This is a genomic window from Streptomyces sp. NPDC048434, assembly GCF_043200375.1.
Lineage (GTDB): Bacteria > Actinomycetota > Actinomycetes > Streptomycetales > Streptomycetaceae > Streptomyces.
In genome coordinates this window covers 45,458-63,297 of sequence record NZ_JBICXQ010000019.1, presented here as the reverse complement: position 1 = coordinate 63,297, position 17,840 = coordinate 45,458, and the positions used below count along the sequence as shown (strand labels likewise).

Annotated in this window: 12 protein-coding genes and 1 riboswitch; of the genes, 8 read left to right on the top strand and 4 right to left on the bottom strand. The window is 70.4% G+C overall.

The features are described 5' to 3' along the window. Positions 1-116: 116 nt before the first annotated feature. The gene (locus tag ACGFWI_RS22610) at positions 117-932 is read right to left on the bottom strand and encodes an SAM-dependent methyltransferase (RefSeq protein ID WP_393907784.1); all 816 of its coding nucleotides are present in this window, start codon (positions 930-932) and stop codon (positions 117-119) included. Between the two features lie 207 nt (positions 933-1,139). Continuing rightward, the gene (locus ACGFWI_RS22605; protein ID WP_393907882.1) at positions 1,140-2,111 is read right to left on the bottom strand and encodes a multicopper oxidase domain-containing protein; all 972 of its coding nucleotides are present in this window, start codon (positions 2,109-2,111) and stop codon (positions 1,140-1,142) included. Between the two features lie 362 nt (positions 2,112-2,473). Here ACGFWI_RS22605 and ACGFWI_RS22600 point away from each other — a divergent pair, with 362 nt between their 5' ends. The 4 genes from ACGFWI_RS22600 to ACGFWI_RS22585 all read left to right on the top strand — a co-directional run bounded on the left by ACGFWI_RS22600 (position 2,474) and on the right by ACGFWI_RS22585 (position 8,744). Further along, a complete protein-coding gene (locus ACGFWI_RS22600; protein WP_393907783.1) occupies positions 2,474-4,897 on the top strand; it encodes a ThuA domain-containing protein in 2,424 nt (807 codons plus the stop codon). Between the two features lie 11 nt (positions 4,898-4,908). Beyond that, a complete protein-coding gene (locus tag ACGFWI_RS22595; protein ID WP_393907881.1) occupies positions 4,909-6,834 on the top strand; it encodes an OmpL47-type beta-barrel domain-containing protein in 1,926 nt (641 codons plus the stop codon). Positions 6,835-7,162: 328 nt separating this feature from the next. Continuing rightward, a complete protein-coding gene (locus tag ACGFWI_RS22590; RefSeq protein WP_393907782.1) occupies positions 7,163-7,810 on the top strand; it encodes a TetR/AcrR family transcriptional regulator in 648 nt (215 codons plus the stop codon). Positions 7,811-7,874: 64 nt separating this feature from the next. After that, the gene (locus tag ACGFWI_RS22585; RefSeq protein ID WP_393907781.1) at positions 7,875-8,744 is read left to right on the top strand and encodes a class I SAM-dependent methyltransferase; all 870 of its coding nucleotides are present in this window, start codon (positions 7,875-7,877) and stop codon (positions 8,742-8,744) included. Between the two features lie 64 nt (positions 8,745-8,808). Here ACGFWI_RS22585 and ACGFWI_RS22580 read toward each other — a convergent pair whose 3' ends face one another. Beyond that, positions 8,809-10,146 carry a PucR family transcriptional regulator gene (locus ACGFWI_RS22580; RefSeq protein ID WP_393907780.1) on the bottom strand — a complete coding sequence of 446 codons (1,338 nt, stop codon included), beginning with the start codon at positions 10,144-10,146 and terminating at the stop codon, positions 8,809-8,811. Positions 10,147-10,340: 194 nt separating this feature from the next. On the opposite strand from ACGFWI_RS22580, the gene ACGFWI_RS22575 reads away from it, so the two are divergent. Further along, a complete protein-coding gene (locus tag ACGFWI_RS22575) occupies positions 10,341-11,882 on the top strand; it encodes a hypothetical protein (protein WP_393907779.1) in 1,542 nt (513 codons plus the stop codon). Between the two features lie 109 nt (positions 11,883-11,991). Here ACGFWI_RS22575 and ACGFWI_RS22570 read toward each other — a convergent pair whose 3' ends face one another. Further along, a complete protein-coding gene (locus ACGFWI_RS22570; protein WP_393907778.1) occupies positions 11,992-12,492 on the bottom strand; it encodes a DUF6314 family protein in 501 nt (166 codons plus the stop codon). Between the two features lie 232 nt (positions 12,493-12,724). Here ACGFWI_RS22570 and ACGFWI_RS22565 point away from each other — a divergent pair, with 232 nt between their 5' ends. From ACGFWI_RS22565 to ACGFWI_RS22555, 3 genes are read left to right on the top strand one after another with little or no spacing between them, the layout of a single operon-like run. After that, the gene (locus ACGFWI_RS22565) at positions 12,725-14,194 is read left to right on the top strand and encodes an aldehyde dehydrogenase family protein (RefSeq protein WP_393907777.1); all 1,470 of its coding nucleotides are present in this window, start codon (positions 12,725-12,727) and stop codon (positions 14,192-14,194) included. Further along, positions 14,191-15,762: an APC family permease gene (locus ACGFWI_RS22560; RefSeq protein WP_393907776.1), complete on the top strand. Its 1,572-nt coding sequence runs from the start codon at positions 14,191-14,193 to the stop codon at positions 15,760-15,762. Before ACGFWI_RS22565 ends, ACGFWI_RS22560 begins: the two co-directional genes overlap by 4 nt. Before the next feature lie 15 nt (positions 15,763-15,777). Then, positions 15,778-17,340, top strand: coding sequence for a GMC family oxidoreductase (locus ACGFWI_RS22555; RefSeq protein WP_393907775.1), 1,563 nt, complete (start codon positions 15,778-15,780; stop codon positions 17,338-17,340). Positions 17,341-17,370: 30 nt separating this feature from the next. Continuing rightward, positions 17,371-17,540, bottom strand: a riboswitch (TPP riboswitch). Between the last annotated feature and the right edge of the window lie 300 nt (positions 17,541-17,840).

Sequence of the window (17,840 nt, the reverse complement as noted above, 5' to 3'; positions counted from 1 at the left end):
CCCGGCCCACCCGGCAGTTCGTGTAAAAGCTCGATCACGACCCCGGGAACCTCGACGGGTGGGTCGTGGTCGGCCTACCGGGCGCCCCGCCCCGCTCCGTGTGTGGTGCCTTCGCGCTACAGCTTGCGGGCCACACCGCCGAATTCGATCCACTCCTGGGTGAGCTGCCGGGGACCGAGGTCCGCGTCCGGCTTCCAGGTGGAGACCTCCACCAGGCCCGGCTCCTGGATCTCCAGTCCCTCCAGGAAGCCGGCCAGGTCATGGGCCTGCCGCACCCGGCCCCACTGGCCGTGGGTGCTGACCCGCATGAATTCGGTGACGAAGTCGCGGGTGGCGGCGTCCTCACTGATCAGCTGACAGACCACCAGGAAGCTGCCGGGCACCAGCCGGTCGGCGACCCGCTTGATGAGACCCGCCGGGTCGTCGGCATCGGGTATGCAGTGGAGGACCGAGACGAACAGCGCGGCGACCGGCTGGTCGAAGTCGATCAGCCGCTCGACCTCGGAGCTGCTGAAGATTCCGTCGGTGTCCCGCATGTCCGCCTGGATCACGGCGGTGTTGGCGTTCTCCTCCAGGAGTGCGCGGCCGTGCGCCAGCACGATGGGGTCGTTGTCGACGTACACCACACGCGAGTCCGGGTCGACCTGCTGGGCGACCTGGTGGACGTTGTCCTGGGTCGGCAGGCCTGATCCGTGGTCGATGAACTGGCGGATGCCGTGTTCGCGAGCCAGCCAGCGGACCACCCGTTGCAGGAAGCGCCGGTTGTTGATCGCCAGTACCTGGGTACTCGGGACGACCTTGCTCAGCTCTTCGCAGGCCTCGCGGTCAACGGCGTAGTTGTCCTTGCCGCCCAGGTAGTAGTCGTACATCCGCGCCACACTCGGGATGCTGACATCGACGGCACTGGACTGCGGTTGTGATTCCTGGCTCATTCCACACTTTCCCGTCGCTCCGACAGTCATCAGCCATGGGGCAGGGGTGACCGCTCCGTACAGGAGTGACCACGCGCTGCAAGCCCCCAACATACCCATCGAACGGCGGTTGTTGCAGACGAGCGACAGGGTCCCTTGGGGAGAAGTGCCGGGTGTTGCTCCGTCAGCACGCACTCGCACCCCAACAGACGTACGAATCAAGGGTGTTCAATCAGCCAGCCGGTGGGTCGGGTGTCCGCCATGACCGTCATGGCCGGGAATCGTCCCGTCGGGTTTGGCGATCAGGAGAAGTCCGGCCATCCCCATGTCGGAGTGGCTCTGGACATGGCAGTGATACATCCAGGCTCCGGCCCCCACCCCCTCCCCCGCGACCAGCTGGAAACCGAAGGAGTCGGCCGGGCCGGTGATCTTGGTGTCGATGACGCGGCTGGGGTCGTCGGGGCCTTCCAGGAGGCCGGTGCGGTTGTCCGCCCAGCGATGACCGTGCACATGGAAGGTGTGGTAGTACTCCCCGTGCGTGATCATGATGATCTCGATCCGCTCGCCGACGGTCGCCCGGAAGTCGGGGCCGGTCGGCAGATTGTTGATCATCATGTCGTTGAAGACGATGGTGAACTGCCGGTCGGGCAGGGTGTCACCGGCCCGGCGCACGACGACCGGGCCGTACATACCGGCCCGGATGCCGCCGGTGCCGTGCTCGGTGCCGACGGCATGGTCGTGGTAGTGCCAGTAGCCGGCGCTCCCGGGGCGCCAGCTGCCGTCCTTGCGCCTGCCCGGCGCATGGGTGCGCCAGGTGTAGGTGCGGGTGCCGCCCGGCTCGACGGAGCTGCGGTTCATCTTGGTGCCGTCACTGGCCACGTCGTAGTCGAGGCCGTGGACATGCAGGCTCGCCTCGACCTCCATGGTGTTCTCGAACTCGATGTGCAGGGTGTCGCCCTCGACGAGTTCGATGAGCGGGCCAGGGACGGAGGCCTTGCCCTTCTCCAGCCCGTACCCCCGCCTTCCGTCGGCCAGCTTCTCGGCGTACAGCTTCAGATGCTTCGCCTCGCCCGCGGCCACCGCCCGTCGGCCCTCCGCGGCCGCTGCCGGGGCGGGGGTGGCGGCTGCGGCGGCCGGGCCGAGCGCCGCGACGGCGGCGCCGCCGGCCAGGAAGCGGCGGGTGAACAGGCGTCTCGGCAGAGCGCGGACGGCGGGGTGCTCGGCTGCCTCGGTCATCGTGCTCCCATCGGGTGGCGGGAAACGAACCGTCTGGGACGGTAGCCGCACGATCTTCGTTTATCCACGGCAAGGACAAAGTTTGTTGCGCCGCGGTCATAGCTATTGGCGAGCCACCGAAAGAGGTCTAGCTTCAACGGCTGTTCGGATGACCGGAGAGGGTGGGTGGGCCAATGGGACGGTTGCCGCGTCAAGAACCCCGGGGCATACGGGGGTTGGGGCAGCGATGGCGGGAACGGCTGCCGGGACGGGCACGGACACGGCGGGAGAGACGCGGAGCGGCCCTGTCCCGCAGCTCCGGCGCCCGTTACGGCTGGGTCGCCGCGATGGCGGCCACCGCCGTCACCGCGGCGCTGCTCGGCGGCGCTCCGGCACAGGCCGGGACGGCGCCCGAGCCCTCGGTTCCCCGGCTCGATCTGCCCTCCCCGCCGGGCGGCGACCCCGTCCGCGTACTGGTCTTCCACGCGTCGGCCGGCGCCGAGCCGCCAACGGTCGACGCGGGAATCGCGGCCATCGAAAAGATCGGCCAACAGGGCCCGGCAGGCGAGCACTTCACCATCCAGGCGACCGATGACGCCACGGTGTTCACCAAGCCCCGGCTCGGCACCTTCAACGCCGTGGTCTTCCTCTCCGGCGGCGGCGATGTGCTCGATCCCGAGCAGGAAGCCGGTCTGGAGAGCTATATGAAGGCCGGTGGCGGCTTTCTCGGCATCCATGACGCGGCGCGCGCGGAACCGTACTCGGACTGGTTCACCGGACTGATCGGCGCCCGGCCCGCGGCCACCTCGCCGGACGCCACCCAGCGGGCGACCGTCGAGGTAGGCGACCGCACGAACCCGGCCACCAAGGACCTGCCGGTGCAGTGGAAGCGCCCCGACCGGTGGCTCAACTGGGCGACCAACCCCAGTGGCGCGGTGCACACCGTCGCCCGCGTACGGGAGAACACCTACCAGCCGGGCGCCGGGGCCAACGGCTGGGACCACCCGGTGTCATGGTGCCGCGACTACGACGGCGGACGCTCCTTCTACACCGGCATGGGCGGCACCGCCGCCAGCTTCCAGGAAGCCGACTTCCGCACCCATCTGCGGGGCGCGCTGCTGTGGACCACCCGGCTCGCACGCGCCGACTGCCAGGCCACCATCACCGCCAACTACCGTGCCGAACGGGTCACTTCACCCAATCAGCCCGGCCGGTCCGACCAGATCGGTGAACCCCACGGTGTGGTGACCGCCAAGGACGGCCGGGTGTTCTACATCGGCCGCGGCGGCGGTGACGCGAACGCTCCGGTGGTCACCGACTGGAACGATCCCGATGTCGGCAAGGGCGAGGGCACCGTCCACATCTGGGACCCGCAGACCAAGAAGGTGACCCTGGCGGGCTCGGTGGCGGTCTTCGGCAACAAGGGCGGCGGCGACGAACTGGTCAAGAACGAGGAGGGGTTGCTCGGCATCGAACTCGACCCCGACTTCCTCTCCAACGGCTGGATCTATCTCCACTACACCCCGCACTCCCGGATCAACCGCGACACCCAGATGGCCGAGCGCCGGGTCTCCCGCTTCACCCTGAACCAGAAGACCAACAAACTGGACCTCTCCTCCGAGAAGGTCCTCCTCGCCTGGCCGGTACAGATCCACAGTTGCTGCCATGCGGGCGGCGGTATGGCCTGGGACTCGCGGAACAACCTCTACATCGCCACCGGGGACAACAACTCCTCCCAGTTCAGCGAGGGTTACTCGGGTAACAACCCGGCGCCGAACCACAAGGGCGTCTCCTTCGCCGACGCCCGCCGCACCGCCGGCAACACCCACAACCTCAACGGCAAGATCCTGCGCATCCACCCCGAGCAGGACGGCACCTACACCCTGCCCGAGGGCAATCTCTTCACCGGCAAGGAGACCGACGAGGGCGGCGGCAAAACCCGCGGCGAGATCTATGTGATGGGCGTGCGCAACCCGTCCCGGATCTCCGTCGACAAGAAGACCGACACCCTGTACGCGGGCTGGGTCGGCCCGGATGCCGGTACGCCGAGCACCACCTGGGGGCCGGCGAAGTACGACACCTTCGCCGTGATCACCCATGCCTCCAACCGCGGCTGGCCGTTCTGCATGGGCAACAAACAGCCCTACCGGGACCGCAATCTGCCCGATCCCACGAAGCCGCTGGGCTGGTACGACTGCGACCACCTGAAGAACGAGTCGCCGAACAACGACGGCCTGGTCAACATCCCGCCCGCGGAGGCCAACAACATCTGGTACTCCCCGCAGGGCGGCGGCCCCGACTATCCGCGGGACGCCCACGGCATCCCCAGCTACCAGCTCTCCGAGCAGAGGCTGCTGCTGCCCTGGCTCAAGGGCGGCGGCCAGGCCGCGATGGACGGCCCCGTCTACCGGTTCGACGCCGGCAGCGCGAGCAAGGACAAATGGCCGGCCTACTGGGACGGCAAGTGGTTCGTCGGCGACTTCTACGACGGTGACCAGCCACGGCACGCGGTCGTGATGGACCCGAAGACCGCCAGCAGCGGAGGGCTGCCGGCCCATGCGGAGAGCCTGGACAAGATCATCCCAGTGGGCGCGGACGGTATCCGCAACCTGATGGGCTGGACCTTCGGACCCGACGGCGCGCTGTACGTCCTGGACTACGGGCGCGGCTTCTTCACCTCGGACCCCAAGTCCGCCCTGTGGCGCATCACTTACCAGGGCGGCGAGCCGACGCCCCGGCCGCAGCAGCTCGCCCGGAAGGCGGCCCGATGACCCGCAGAACGATGAACCGCAGAACGATGAACCGCAGCACCTGGACCGTACTGCTGGCCGCCCTCGCCCTGCTGCTCGGCCTGGCCCCGGCGACGGCGTACGGGCCGCGGACCGGCCCCGCCCCGCGGCAGACGGAGCAGCAGACCCTCACCTGGACCGCGGGCGACGACATCACCCGGTACGCCTCCGCCCCCGCCACGGCGGTGGCAGGCAAGGCGACCCTCGTCTTCGAGAACAGCACGGCCACCGGCAACACCATGGGCATGCCGCACACCCTGACCTTCGACACGTCCGACCCCGAGTACAACCAGGACGTCACGCTCAACATCCTCGCCAACCCCGGCGACGCCCAGGGCGGCAAACACACCGCCGAGGTCACCCTCACCCCCGGCAAGTACCGCTACCACTGCACCATTCCCGGACACGAGGGCATGCAGGGCGTTCTCGTCGTCACCGACGGCGGCGGCTCCGACAGCACACCCCCCGACACCTCCGCCAAGCTCACCGGCGAACAGAACGCGGACGGCGCCTATGTCGGCAGCGCCACCGCCACCCTCGCCGCCTCCGACACCGGCTCCGGCGTCAGCACGCTCGAATACGCCCTCGACACCGCCGCCTACCAGCCGTACACGGCCCCGGTCCTGATCGACGACCCCGGCGCCCACCAGCTCCGCTACCGCGCAACGGACAAGGCGGGCAACACCGCCCCCGAGAAGACCGTGGACTTCACCGTCGTCGCCCCGCCCACCGGCGACACCACACCCCCCGAGACCACCGCCGAGCTGACCGGCGCGAAGAACTCCGACGGCGACTACCTCAACCGGGCCACGGTGACCCTCACCGCCACCGATGCCGGATCGGGCGTCGAGAAGACCGAGTACGCCCTGGACGGCGGCCCCTACCTCGCCTACACCGCACCGGTCATCGTGGACCGGGTAGGCCGCCACACCGTCGCCCATCGCGCCACCGACAAAGCCGGCAACACCTCGCAGGCGCGTACCGTCTCCTTCGCTATCGCCGAGGGCGGCGGGGTCCCCGCACCCCACTGCGCCGAATGGGACGAACGGCTGACCGTCATCGTCGGCACCGTCAACACCGGCATCCCCAACCGCATCACGCGCAGCCGCTGCACCATCAACGAGCTGATCGAGGACGAGAAGGACTGGTCCTCCCAGGCCCTCTTCCTCAAGCACGTCCGCGGCGTCACCGACGGCCTCCGCAAGGACGGCGTCGTCGACGACCGCGAGTACCGGACCATCAACAAGGCCGCCCGGCAGTCCGGCATCGGCACCCCGGGACAGCACACCGGCTACCGCGACCTCTTCGACGGGACACAGAAGTCTTTCGCCGCGTGGGAACAGGTCGGCGGCGGCGCCTTCAGCCGCACCCCCGACGGCATCATGACCAGCAGCTCCGCCGTCCCCGGGATGGGCATGCTCTGGTACCCCCGGCGCACCTACGACAACTTCTCCCTCAAGCTCCAGTTCCGCGATGACGCCCCCGGCACCGGCAACGCCAACAGCGGTGTCTTCGTCCGTTTCCCCGACGTCCACGACCATCCCGAGGAGTCCCGCCCCGAGTGGGTCGCCATCAAATACGGGCACGAGATCCAGATCCTCGACCGCCCCGACGGCGACATGTACAAGACCGGATCCGTCTACGGCTTCGACCGGGTGGGCCTCGGGGGCGCGGGCGTCACCCCCAAGGGCACCTGGAACGACTACGAGATCCGCGTCATCGACCAGCACTACTCCGTCTACCGCAACGGCGTCCTGCTCAACGAGTTCGACAACACCGGCGGCCAGGAGTTCTCCCCGCCCCGCGCGGACGACCCCGGCACGGACGGCCGCCGCTTCGCCTCCGGCTATGTCGGCCTGCAGGTTCACAGCGAGACGGATGTGATCTCGTACCGCAACATCCGCATCCAGGAGCTGTAGGGCCCGGGAGCGGGGGTACGGGCCGCCACCACGCCACTCACAGGCGGCGGCCCGTTCCTCTCCCCCCGGCGACACCCGACGCCGGGCACGCCCCCCGCGCGGTCCGGCCCGGCCGAGGAGCACACCTGGGCCCGGGGCCGCATCCGGTTCCGCCTCGGCAGACACCCGAGCAACAGCCGTTGCGGAATGGAGCGTTGTGTGAGGACGCCTACCACCATCGGCCCGCTTTACACCCGGCGACAGCACCGCCGGGGCTCACCCCGCACCCCCCACTGCCTTACTTTTCAGTAAAATTACTCGCCAGTAAGGTTGAGGTAGGCTGGCCCGAATGACTGACACACGCAGGCGACGCGTCCCCCGCCCGGTCCGGGAGCAGCAGATCATCGACGCGGCGATCAGGGTCTTCGCGAAGCGCGGCTATCACGCCGCCTCGGTCGACGAGATCGCCGAACTCGCCGGAATCTCCAAACCGATGGTCTATCTCTATCTCGACTCCAAGGAGGGGCTGTTCCTCGCCTGTCTGCGGCGCGAGGCCGAGCGTCTGGTGGCCGCGTTACGGGCTGCCGCGGCCCCCGTGCACCCGCCCGAGCTACGGCTGCGGGCAGGGCTGCTCGCGTTCTTCACCTTTGTCACCGAACACCGCGACAGCTGGGTGGTGCTGCACCGCCAGGCGTCGGAGCTGAGCCCGGCGATCGCGGCGGAGCTGGCCCGGACCCGGCGGGCGGTGATGACGGAGGTCTCCGGGCTGGTCCGGGCCGGGGACGCGGAGCGCGCCGGAACCCCCTGCCCCGACGACGAGGCCGACTTCGTGACGTACACGCTGGTCGGTGCGGCGGACTCGCTCACCGACTGGATGGCCCTCCACCCCGACGAGCCCCCGGAGCGGATCACCCTGCGGCTGATGAACATGGTGTGGGTGGGGATGCGCAATGTTCTCGACGGCGAGGTGTGGACAACGCCGGTGCGGGAGTCTTAGTTGGTGCCCGCCGTCGCGCTCGCCGTACTGGCCGGATCCCCGGCCCGGCCGGTACAAGAGGGGGATGACCACAGAGCAGAGTGATCTGTCGACCGTACCGGGGGCCTCGCCCACCACTGAGGAGATGGTGCGTGCCAACCAGGCCAACTGGGACGCCCGTACCCCGGTCCATGTGGCCAGCCAGTTCTACGGCCTGGACGGTTCCCGGACCGCCGAGGACTGGTTCGCGCCGTTCGAGTGGACCGATCTGGGCGATCTGGCCGGGCGCGATGTCCTGCATCTGCAGTGCCATCTGGGCACCGAGACGGCCGCGTTCGCCGAACGGGGCGCGCGCACGGTGGGGCTCGACTTCTCCGCGGCGGCGGTCGCCGAGGCGCGGCGGCTCGCCGAGGAGGGCGGCCGGAGTGTGGAGTTCATCCGGTCCGATGTGCACCGGGCCGTCGAGGCGCTGGGTGAGCGCCGGTTCGATGTGATCTACACGGGCAAGGGCGCGCTGTGCTACCTGCCCGATCTGACCGCCTGGGCCGGGATCGTCAGCGCGCTGCTCCGGCCCGGCGGGACGTTCTACCTCGTCGAGTTCCATCCCCTGCTCGACTCCCTGGGGCCGACGCCGAGCCCGGACCGGCAGCAACTGGAGCTGCACCACGACTACTTGGGCGGCCGCGGTCCGCTCAGGAGCGATACACCCTCCACGTACACCGACGGTCCACCGGTGCGGGGCGCCACGACGAGTTACGAGTGGCGGCACGGCCTCGGGGAGGTCATCTCCGCCGTGATCGGCGCGGGGCTGACCGTCCAACTGGTCCGGGAAACCGAGCTGTTGCCCTGGAAACGGTTCGAGGCGATGGTCCCGTCCGAGAACGGCTGGTGGCGTCTCCCGCCGTCGGAGCCGATCATTCCGCTGCTGTATGCGCTACGGGCGGTGAAGGCCTGAGCCGCCTGTCGGCACGGGCTCCGACGGCCTCGTTGTCCGCCGGCCACCGGGACCGGCGGGCGCCTCAGCTCGCCGGCCCGTGGATCCGGCGGTGTGTCAGCGCCCACCAGACCTCCGCCAGATCGGCCGGGTCACGAAGGCTGGTGCCGGTGATCTCCTCGAAGCGCCGCAGACGGTTGCGCAGGGTGTTGGGGTGGACGTAAAGGGTCCGCGCGGCGGCTTCCAGGCGCAGCCCCTGCTGCAGATAGGCGGCTGCCGCCTCCTCCAACTGGGCCCCGTCCTCGCCCCGTTCGGCCAGCGGCGCCAGGCGCAGCCCCACCAGCTGCTCCCCTACGGCCGGGAGCGCCACGACCGTGGCCCGCAGCCCCAGTTCCTCACGGGTGAACACCCCGACGAGTCCGAAGCCGACGGCGGCCCGGAGCGCCTGGGTGGCCCGGGTGAATTCCGCGGCGAGTCCGGACGCGGGGGCCGGGGCGCCCAGCCCCAGGATCAGGCCGCGGCACAACCCGCCCGGCCGCCCGGCCAGCAGCCCCGCCACCTCCCCGTCCACGGTCGTGACGAGAGCCTTCCCCGTCCCGTCCAGGGCGAGCCAGGGGCGCAGCAGGGCGACGATCCGGTCGAAGACGCGGTCGCCGGGGCCGGGATGGCCGGTCGCTTGCGGGATGCGACCCGGCTCGGGGGCGCGGTCCGGGGGAGCGTCGGGCAGGCACGCGCGGAAAGGGAGGCGGAGCGCGCTCCGGTCGTACCAGCCGTCCACGGCGCCCCCGTCGTCGGGGTATCCGTCGGCCCGGTACTCGTCGGCCGGGCCGTCATCGGCGGGCCCGGCGCCCCACGCGCCGCCCCCGGAGGGGGACTTGGACCATCGCTCCTCGCCGAGCAGCAGGACGCGGACCAGCGCCGCGCGCCGGCGGTCCGTCATCGAGTCGCCGGGGAAACCGACCCGGCAGCTGCGGACGATGCGCAGGGTGTTGGCGTCGGCCCAGGCACGCAGCGTCTCGGCGATCGGCAACAGGTCCTCGGCGGTGCCGCGCCGGGCCGCCATCTCCTCGCCGAACCGCCGCCAGACGACGTCCGTTCCGATCCGGTAGGCCGAGATGATGTCCTCGGCGGGCAGTGCCCGGGCCAGGGCCGTCACCGCGTCGAGGTGTGTCTCCGGGATGCCGTACGACCGCCCGTCGCCGTGCCCGGAGCCCTGGAGGCTCCGCCGCTCCGCGGACCAGCGCTGCACCACTGACAGTCCGTTCCGCAGGGACGCCAGCACCCGTGGCCGGAGCTGGTCCACCGACACCGCCGCATAGGAGGGGAGTTGGGCGCGGAGACCGCCGATGACCTCGTCGGCGAGGGCGTCGATTCCGGCGTGCAGCGCGGCGACGGCCTCCGGCACCGTTGTGGAAGTCTCCACCCGTCCCCTCCCGACTCGGTGTCTTTCCCCATGGCGAAAGCGATCATTCGTCGCCATGCTACGAGGAAGCCGCCCGAACCCCTACAGATGTTCGATCTTGGACGACTTTTCCCCAGCCGTCCGGATCCGTCCCGGCGTCCGGCGCCCGGCCCCGCTTTCCTCCCCCATCACCCCCCGCATCATCAAGGAATCCCATGGCTGTTTCCTGGCGCCGTATCGCGGTGCCCGCCGCTGCGGTCGGCGTACTCGTCCCCGCCGCCCTCGGCACCCATGCGCTGCTCTCGCACTCCGAGGAGCCCGGCACCTCCCCGGCCGCCATACGGGCCACCGGGTCCGCGGGCCCGGACGGGTTGACGGACGGCAGCGACGGAGCCGCCGGCCCCGAGGGCGGCGCCGTGGCCGCCAAGCCGTCCGACGCGCCCGGCAGTTCCGGCCGTTCGGTCGCCGTGCAGCTTGCTTCGTACGACGCGCCCCGCAAGCAGGCGGTGGTCAAGCCGGCCGCCGGCAAGAGCGTGCGGACCGGCGATGTCATCGCCGCCGCGCCCAGCCGGCACGCCCCCGCCGGCGCGCTGTTCAAGGTCGGCAAGGTCACCGGGTCCCACGGCGGCGAGGTCCGGGTGACCACCGCCCCCGCGACGCTCTCCGAGCTGCTCGGCAATCAGAAGGTGGACCGGCGCACGGCGTTGCGAGCCGGTGAGCTCACGGTCAAGCCGCTCTCCTCCGGCGTCACCGTGCAGAAGCCCGCCTCCTCCGGCGCGGGCCCGACGGCGCCGTCCGACGGTCCGAGCGCACCGTCCGGCGAGGCGAGTGCCCCCTCCGGCAGTGGCCCGGACGCCCCGGCCACGGCCTCTCCGAGCCCCTCGGCCGTCGCCTCGTCCGCGTCCTCGGCCCTGCGCTCCCGGCTCGCCCCCTCCGGTACCCGCGCGGCCCACGCCTCCCCCCGCGGCGCGCTGCCGCCCGGTGCGGCCCAGGCGCTCACCACCCTGCGGCTGGGCGTCAATGTGCCGCTGCCCAAGGGCGTGGAGGCGACCGGTAAGTCTCCGGCACGGCTGGCCGGCGAGGTGACGTTCCGGCCCGAGCTGATCTTTCAGTACGAGAAGCGCGGCGGGCTGAACCTGCTGCCGCAGCGCGCGGCCATCGGCCTCGGCGGCTCGTACGCCTACGGCTGGCAGGTGCACGGCAAGGTGCGCGGGACCGCCGATACCGGGCAGGTCGCGGTGCCGCTGGCGGCGGTCACCGGGCGGCACGTCTTCTGGGTGGGCCCGGTCCCCGTCGTGGTCAGCACCGAGGTCACCTTCACCTACCGCTTCACCGCGGGCGGCCGCATCGTGCTCGATGCCGACCAGCGCACCTCCGGCTCGTTCGCCGTCGGCGCGAAGTACGACCGCGGGAACGGATGGCAGCCGCTGCGCGAGGCGCACCAGCAGACCAAGGGAGCAGCTCCCCGGGTCGAGGGTGCGGCCGCCGCGACGGCCCGCGTCGGGGCGCACGCCCAGGTCTTCCTCTACGACACCGCGGGCGTCGGTGCTGATCTCTCCGTCCACCTCACCGGACGGGCCGCAGCATCCCGCGGCGGCGCCCCGGCATGGGCGCTCAGCGCGGGCTACGACCTCAAGACCGAACTGATGCTGCAACTGAAGATCTTCGGCATTCAGATCGCCGATCTCAGGACCACACCGTTCGCGCTGCACGACGAGCGCAAGCTCTTCGGGCGGGGCAAGCTCCCCGCCGCCTGAGCCCTCGCTCGCCACCCGCACGGACGGCGCCCCCGGGGACCTCTCGGGGGCGCCGTCCGTGCGTCCGCGTACCGGCCCGGCGGAGGTGCGCCTACCGGCCCCGCCGCTCTCACCCCAGCCGCCGGTACTCCGAGCGCAGCAGCTGGTCCTTCGCCGGCCCGCCGACCCGCCACTCCAGACGCCAGGTGTCCGCCCCGAGGGCGGTGAAGGTTCCCTCGTAACGGTCCTCGGCACAGGGGTGGACGGCACTCCAGTTGCCGGTCCTCAGGTCAAGGTCGTGGAAGGGGCGGCCGTCGGCGAAGTCGACCTCGGCGGTGCCGTCCGGCCGGGGCCGCAGCCGCAGGGTGCGGCTCGCCGGGTTCACCTGTCCGCCCCACGTCAGCCGCCCCTCCTCGAGGTGCAGCAGCGTCTCGCCCGCCGGGTCGGGTCGGAACTCGGCGGTGCCGCGGAAGCCGCCCTCGGTACCGGCCCGCAGGTCGTACACGGTGCGCTCGATGCTCCAGCGGCCGGAAAGGTACGCCGCGGCATCGGGGACGGGGTGCGGCGTCGGCCCGGCGACCGGGGCCTGCCCCGGCTCCGGCCCGCGCCCTCGGTCCAGCTCACTGCCCATCCCCCCATTCTCCCGTGCGCCCGCTCGCGTCACTCCGTCGGCCCCGACCACCTCCGCTCCCCTCTCCCCCGGCCCCTCGTACCGTGCGGAGCCGCACCGCCCGCCTTACTCTCGGTGCAGTGATCGTCACCGAGGTCCGCACGGCGGGCCGCCCGTCGGCCCGACGCCGTCGGCCGGGGCGCCGGGCCTGCCGCTGCCGCCTCGTACGAGCCCGGAGACCGGAGGCACCACCATGCCGGAGCTGTTCATCGACGGTCAGTGGACCGCAGCGGCCGACGGGCAGGTGCGGGAGATCCGCTGCCCGGCGGACGGCACGCTGGTCGCGACCGTGGACGAGGGCGGGCCGAAGGACGCGGCGGCGGCGATCGGCGCTGCCCGTACGGCCTTCGACGACGGAGCCTGGCCTCGGACGCCGGCGGCCGAGCGCGGCCGGCTGGTGCTGCGCGTCGCCGAGCTGCTGGAGCGCGACAAGGACGCGCTGGCCAGGGCCGAGTCGCTGGACACCGGCAAGCGGCTGGTCGAGAGCGCATACGACATGGATGACATCGCCAACTGCTTCCGCTACTTCGGCAACCTCGGCGCGGCCGGGGGTACCGACCGGGTGGTGGACGCCGGCGCCCTGGAGATCGACAGTACGGTGCGGCATCAGCCGGTCGGCGTCTGTGCGCTGATCACCCCGTGGAACTACCCGCTGCTGCAGACCGCCTGGAAGGTCGCACCCGCCCTGGTCACCGGCAACACCTTCGTCCTGAAGCCCAGTGAGCTCACCCCGCACACCGCCATCCACCTCATGCGGCTGCTGGCCGAGGCCGGGCTGCCGGACGGCGCGGCCAATCTGGTGCTGGGCACCGGCCAGGACGTGGGTGCGCCGCTGACCGAGGACCCGCGGGTGGACATGGTGTCGTTCACCGGAGGCCTGGTCACCGGCCGGCGCATCATGGCCGCGGCGGCGCCCACGGTGAAGAAGATCGCGCTGGAGCTGGGCGGCAAGAACCCGAACATCGTCTTTGCGGACGCCGATTTCGACACCGCCGTCGACTACGCCCTGATGGCGGTCTTTCTGCACTCCGGGCAGGTCTGCTCGGCGGGCGCCCGGCTGCTCGTCCAGGAGGAGCTGCACGATGCGTTCGTCGACGAGCTGGTCTCCCGTGCCCAGCGGATCCGGCTCGGCGGGCCGTTCGACGAGCATGCCAGGACCGGTCCGCTGATCTCGGCCGCGCACCGCGCGAAGATCGAGGCGTATGTGGCGGCCGGGCTCGACGAGGGCGCCGTACTGCTCTGCGGCGGCTCGCGGCCCGACGATCCGTCGCTGGCGAACGGCTTCTACTATCTGCCGACCGTGCTGGACGAGTGCACCCCGGACATGTCCGTCGTCCGCGACGAGAGCTTCGGCCCGGTGCTGACCGTCGAGCGGTTCCGGGACGAGGAGGAGGCGGTCTCGCTCGCCAACGACACGGTGTACGGGCTGGCCGGGGCGGTGTGGACGCAGGACAGCGGACGTGCCCACCGGGTCGCCGCCCGGCTGCGCGCGGGAACGGTGTGGATCAACGACTTCCATCCCTATGTGCCGCAGGCGGAGTGGGGCGGAATGAAGCAGTCGGGCATCGGACGTGAGCTGGGGCCCGCGGGGCTGGCCGAGTACCAGGAGGCCAAGCACGTCTGGCGCAATACGGCGCCACGTCCGCAGAGGTGGTTCGAGTGACCGGCTCCGAGTCCCCGCGCCCCGGCACCCGGGCCGACGGATCGCACGACGACGATTCGCTCGCCGAGCTCGGCTACAAGCCGGAACTCAAGCGCACCCTGGGCAACTTCCACACCTTCGCCGCCGGGATCAGCTATATCTCGATCCTCACCGGCACCTTCCAGCTGTTCTACTTCGGCATCGCCCACGGCGGCCCGGCGTACTGGTGGTCCTGGCCGATGGTCTTCGTCGGCCAGCTCATGGTGGCGCTGTGCTTCTGCGAGCTGGCCGCCCGCTATCCGGTGGCGGGGTCGGTCTACAACTGGTCCAAGAAGCTCGGCGGGCCGCACATCGGCTGGCTGGGCGGCTGGATGATGGTGACCGCCACCATGGTGTCGCTGTCCGCGGTGGCGCTGGCGTACCAGGTGACGCTGCCGCAGATCTCGTCGTGGTTCCAGTTCATCGGCGACGGCACCGGCAAGTCCGCGGCCGAGAATGCCGTGGTGCTCGGCACGATCCTCATCACGTTCACCACCCTGGTCAACGCCTTCGGCGTCAAGCTGATGGCGCGGATCAACTCGGCGGGCGTGGCGATCGAGCTGATCGCCGCCGTCATCCTGATCATTCTCCTTGCCGCGCATGTCACCCGCGGCCCCGGCGTGGTGCTCGACACCTTCGGTCTCGGCCAAGGCGAGAGCCTCGGCTACTTCGGCGCGTTCCTGACCGCGGCACTGGCCTCGGCGTACGTCATGTACGGCTTCGACACCGCCTCGTCGCTCGGTGAGGAGTCCAAGGACCCCGGCCGCAACGCGCCCCGCGCGATCCTGCGGGCGCTGATCGCGTCCTTCCTCATCGGCGGCCTGATCCTCCTCTTCGCCCTGCTCTCGGTGCCCGATCTGCACGCCAAGCAGCTGTCCGTGGACGGTCTGCAGTACGTGGTGCTCTCCACGCTCGGCTCGACCATCGGGCAGATCGTCCTCTGGTGTGTGGTCATCGCGATCACCGTGTGCGAGCTTGCGGTGCACACCGCCGGCATCCGGCTGGCGTTCGCGATGGCCCGGGACAACAACCTCCCGGCCGCCTCCCTGCTCGCCAAGGTCAGTCCGCGCTTCCAGACGCCGGTGCTGCCGGCCGTCGTCATCGGCCTGGTGGCGATCGGCATCCTCCTCATCAACGTCAACCAGCCGCAGATCTTCTCGGTGATCACCAGCATCGCGATCATCATGATCTATCTGGCCTATCTGGCGGTGACCCTGCCGATGCTGGTCCAGCGGCTGCGCGGCAACTGGACTCCGGCCAAGGGCAAGTTCTCCCTGGGCAGGTTCGGCCTTCCGGTGAACGCCCTCGCCGTGCTCTGGGGCTTCGGGATGTCCCTCAACCTCGCCTGGCCGCGCGCCGCGGTGTACAACGCGACCGGCCCGCAGCACTGGTATCTGCGCTGGGGCGCCTTCCTGTTCATCGGTGTCGTGGCGATCGGCGGGTTCACCTACTACTGGTTCGTCCAGCGCAAGCGCACGGGCGTCCTGGCCATGCACGCCGCCGTCGCCCCCGGCAACGGCGGGCCGGGCAGCAGCACCCCCACCCCCTGATCTGGAGACGGCGCGATGTCCCAAGAGGCCCCTGTGGACGAGTTCGACTATGTCGTGGTCGGCGGCGGAACGGCCGGCGCGGTCGTGGCGGCCCGGCTCAGCGAGGACCCGACGGCCACCGTCTGCCTACTGGAGGCCGGACCCTCCGACGTCGGGGACGAGAACGTGCTCCGCCTGGACCGCTGGATGGGGCTGCTGGAGTCCGGCTACGACTGGGACTACCCGGTCGAACCGCAGGAGAACGGCAACAGCTTCATGCGGCACGCCCGCGCCAAGGTGCTCGGCGGCTGCTCCTCGCACAACTCCTGTATCGCCTTCTGGGCCCCGTCCGAGGACCTCGACGAGTGGGCCGCGATGGGCTGTACGGGCTGGAGCGCGGCCGACTGCTTCCCGCTCTACCAGCGGCTGGAGAACAATGACGCCCCCGGTGACCACCACGGCCGCAACGGCCCGGTCACCCTGCGCACCATCCCGCCGCACGACCCGTGCGGGGTGGCGCTTCTGGAGGCCTGTGTGGCGGCCGGCATCCCGAACACGCCGTTCAACACCGGCCATACCGTCGTCCGGGGCGCGAACTGGTTCCAGATCAACTGCCGCCCGGACGGCACCCGTTCCTCCGCCTCGGTGTCCTATCTCCACCCCGTCATGGGCACCCGCAAGAACCTTGAGGTACGCACCGGGCTCCAGGCCAAGCACCTGAACTTCGATTCCGCCCGGCACTGCACCGGCGTGGACTATCTCGCCCCCGACCTGATCCACACGCGCACCGTCAACGCCCGCCGCGAGACCGTCGTTTCCTGCGGCGCAATCGATTCCCCGAAACTCCTCATGCTCTCGGGTGTGGGCCCGGCCACCCATCTGCGGGCCACCGGTATCGAGCCGATCGTCGACTCCCCCGGCGTCGGCTCCTCCCTCCAGGACCACCCGGAGGGCGTGATCATGTGGGACGCCAAACAGCCCATGGTCAACTCGTCCACCCAGTGGTGGGAGATCGGCATCTTCGCGAACACCGAGCCCGGCCTCGACCGCCCGGACCTGATGTTCCACTACGGCCAGGTGCCCTTCGACATGAACACCTACCGCCACGGCTACCCCACCTCGGAGAACGCCTTCTGCCTCACCCCGAACGTCACCCGGGCCCGCTCGGTGGGCACGGTCCGGCTGCGCACCCGCGACTTCCGCGACAAGCCCAAGGTCGACCCGCGCTACTTCACCCACGAACACGACATCCGCGTCATGACCCACGGCCTGCGCCTCGCCCGCGAGATCATCTCCCAGAAGCCGATGGTCGATTGGGCCGGCACCGAACTCGCCCCCGGCCCGTCCACCCACTCCGACGCCGATCTGTTCGACTACATCCGCACCACGCACAACACGGTCTACCACCCCGCATGTACCGTCCAGATGGGCCCCGCTGATGATCAGGCGACGCCACTCGACCCCCACTTGCGCGTCAAGGGCGTGACCGGCCTGCGGGTGGCGGACGCTTCGGTGATGCCGTTCCTGCCCGCGGTGAACCCCTGCATCACCACGATGATGATCGGGGAGAAGTGTGCGGATCTGATGCGCAGCGACTGACCGACGGATCGACGGATCGACGCACACTAACGACCTACGAGGTGGGCTCCCTTCGCCGGCATTGTCCGGATCAGGTGCTAGGGGTCGCCGTCCGGTCTTACGACCTTTCGACCTCTCAGCCCGGCCTTCCTTCATGTCCTCGGCGGCAACCAGAGCTGCCTTCCCCGAGGCCAGTCGGTCGGACTCCCTCGCTCGCCCCGCAGGCCTTCATTTAGCATACTCCCCACTAAAGGGGATGGAACAGGCAATTCAGACTTTTTTCCGGCGTTGCCCGGAAACACAAAAAACCCCTGCTCAGCAGGGGTTTCCACTGTCGTCCGACGGGACGAGCGCGCACCGTACGCACACGCCGGTAACCCTATGTACACGCCGGTGATGCGGGGTGAGCTGCGGCTGCCGTAGTCGCGGGGTGAGCGTGGCGCCGAGGAGGCTGCCGACGCGTCCGGACGCCATGAGGAAGCCGACCAGGCCGTACCTCAAGCGCGAACGAGGGCGTTCGG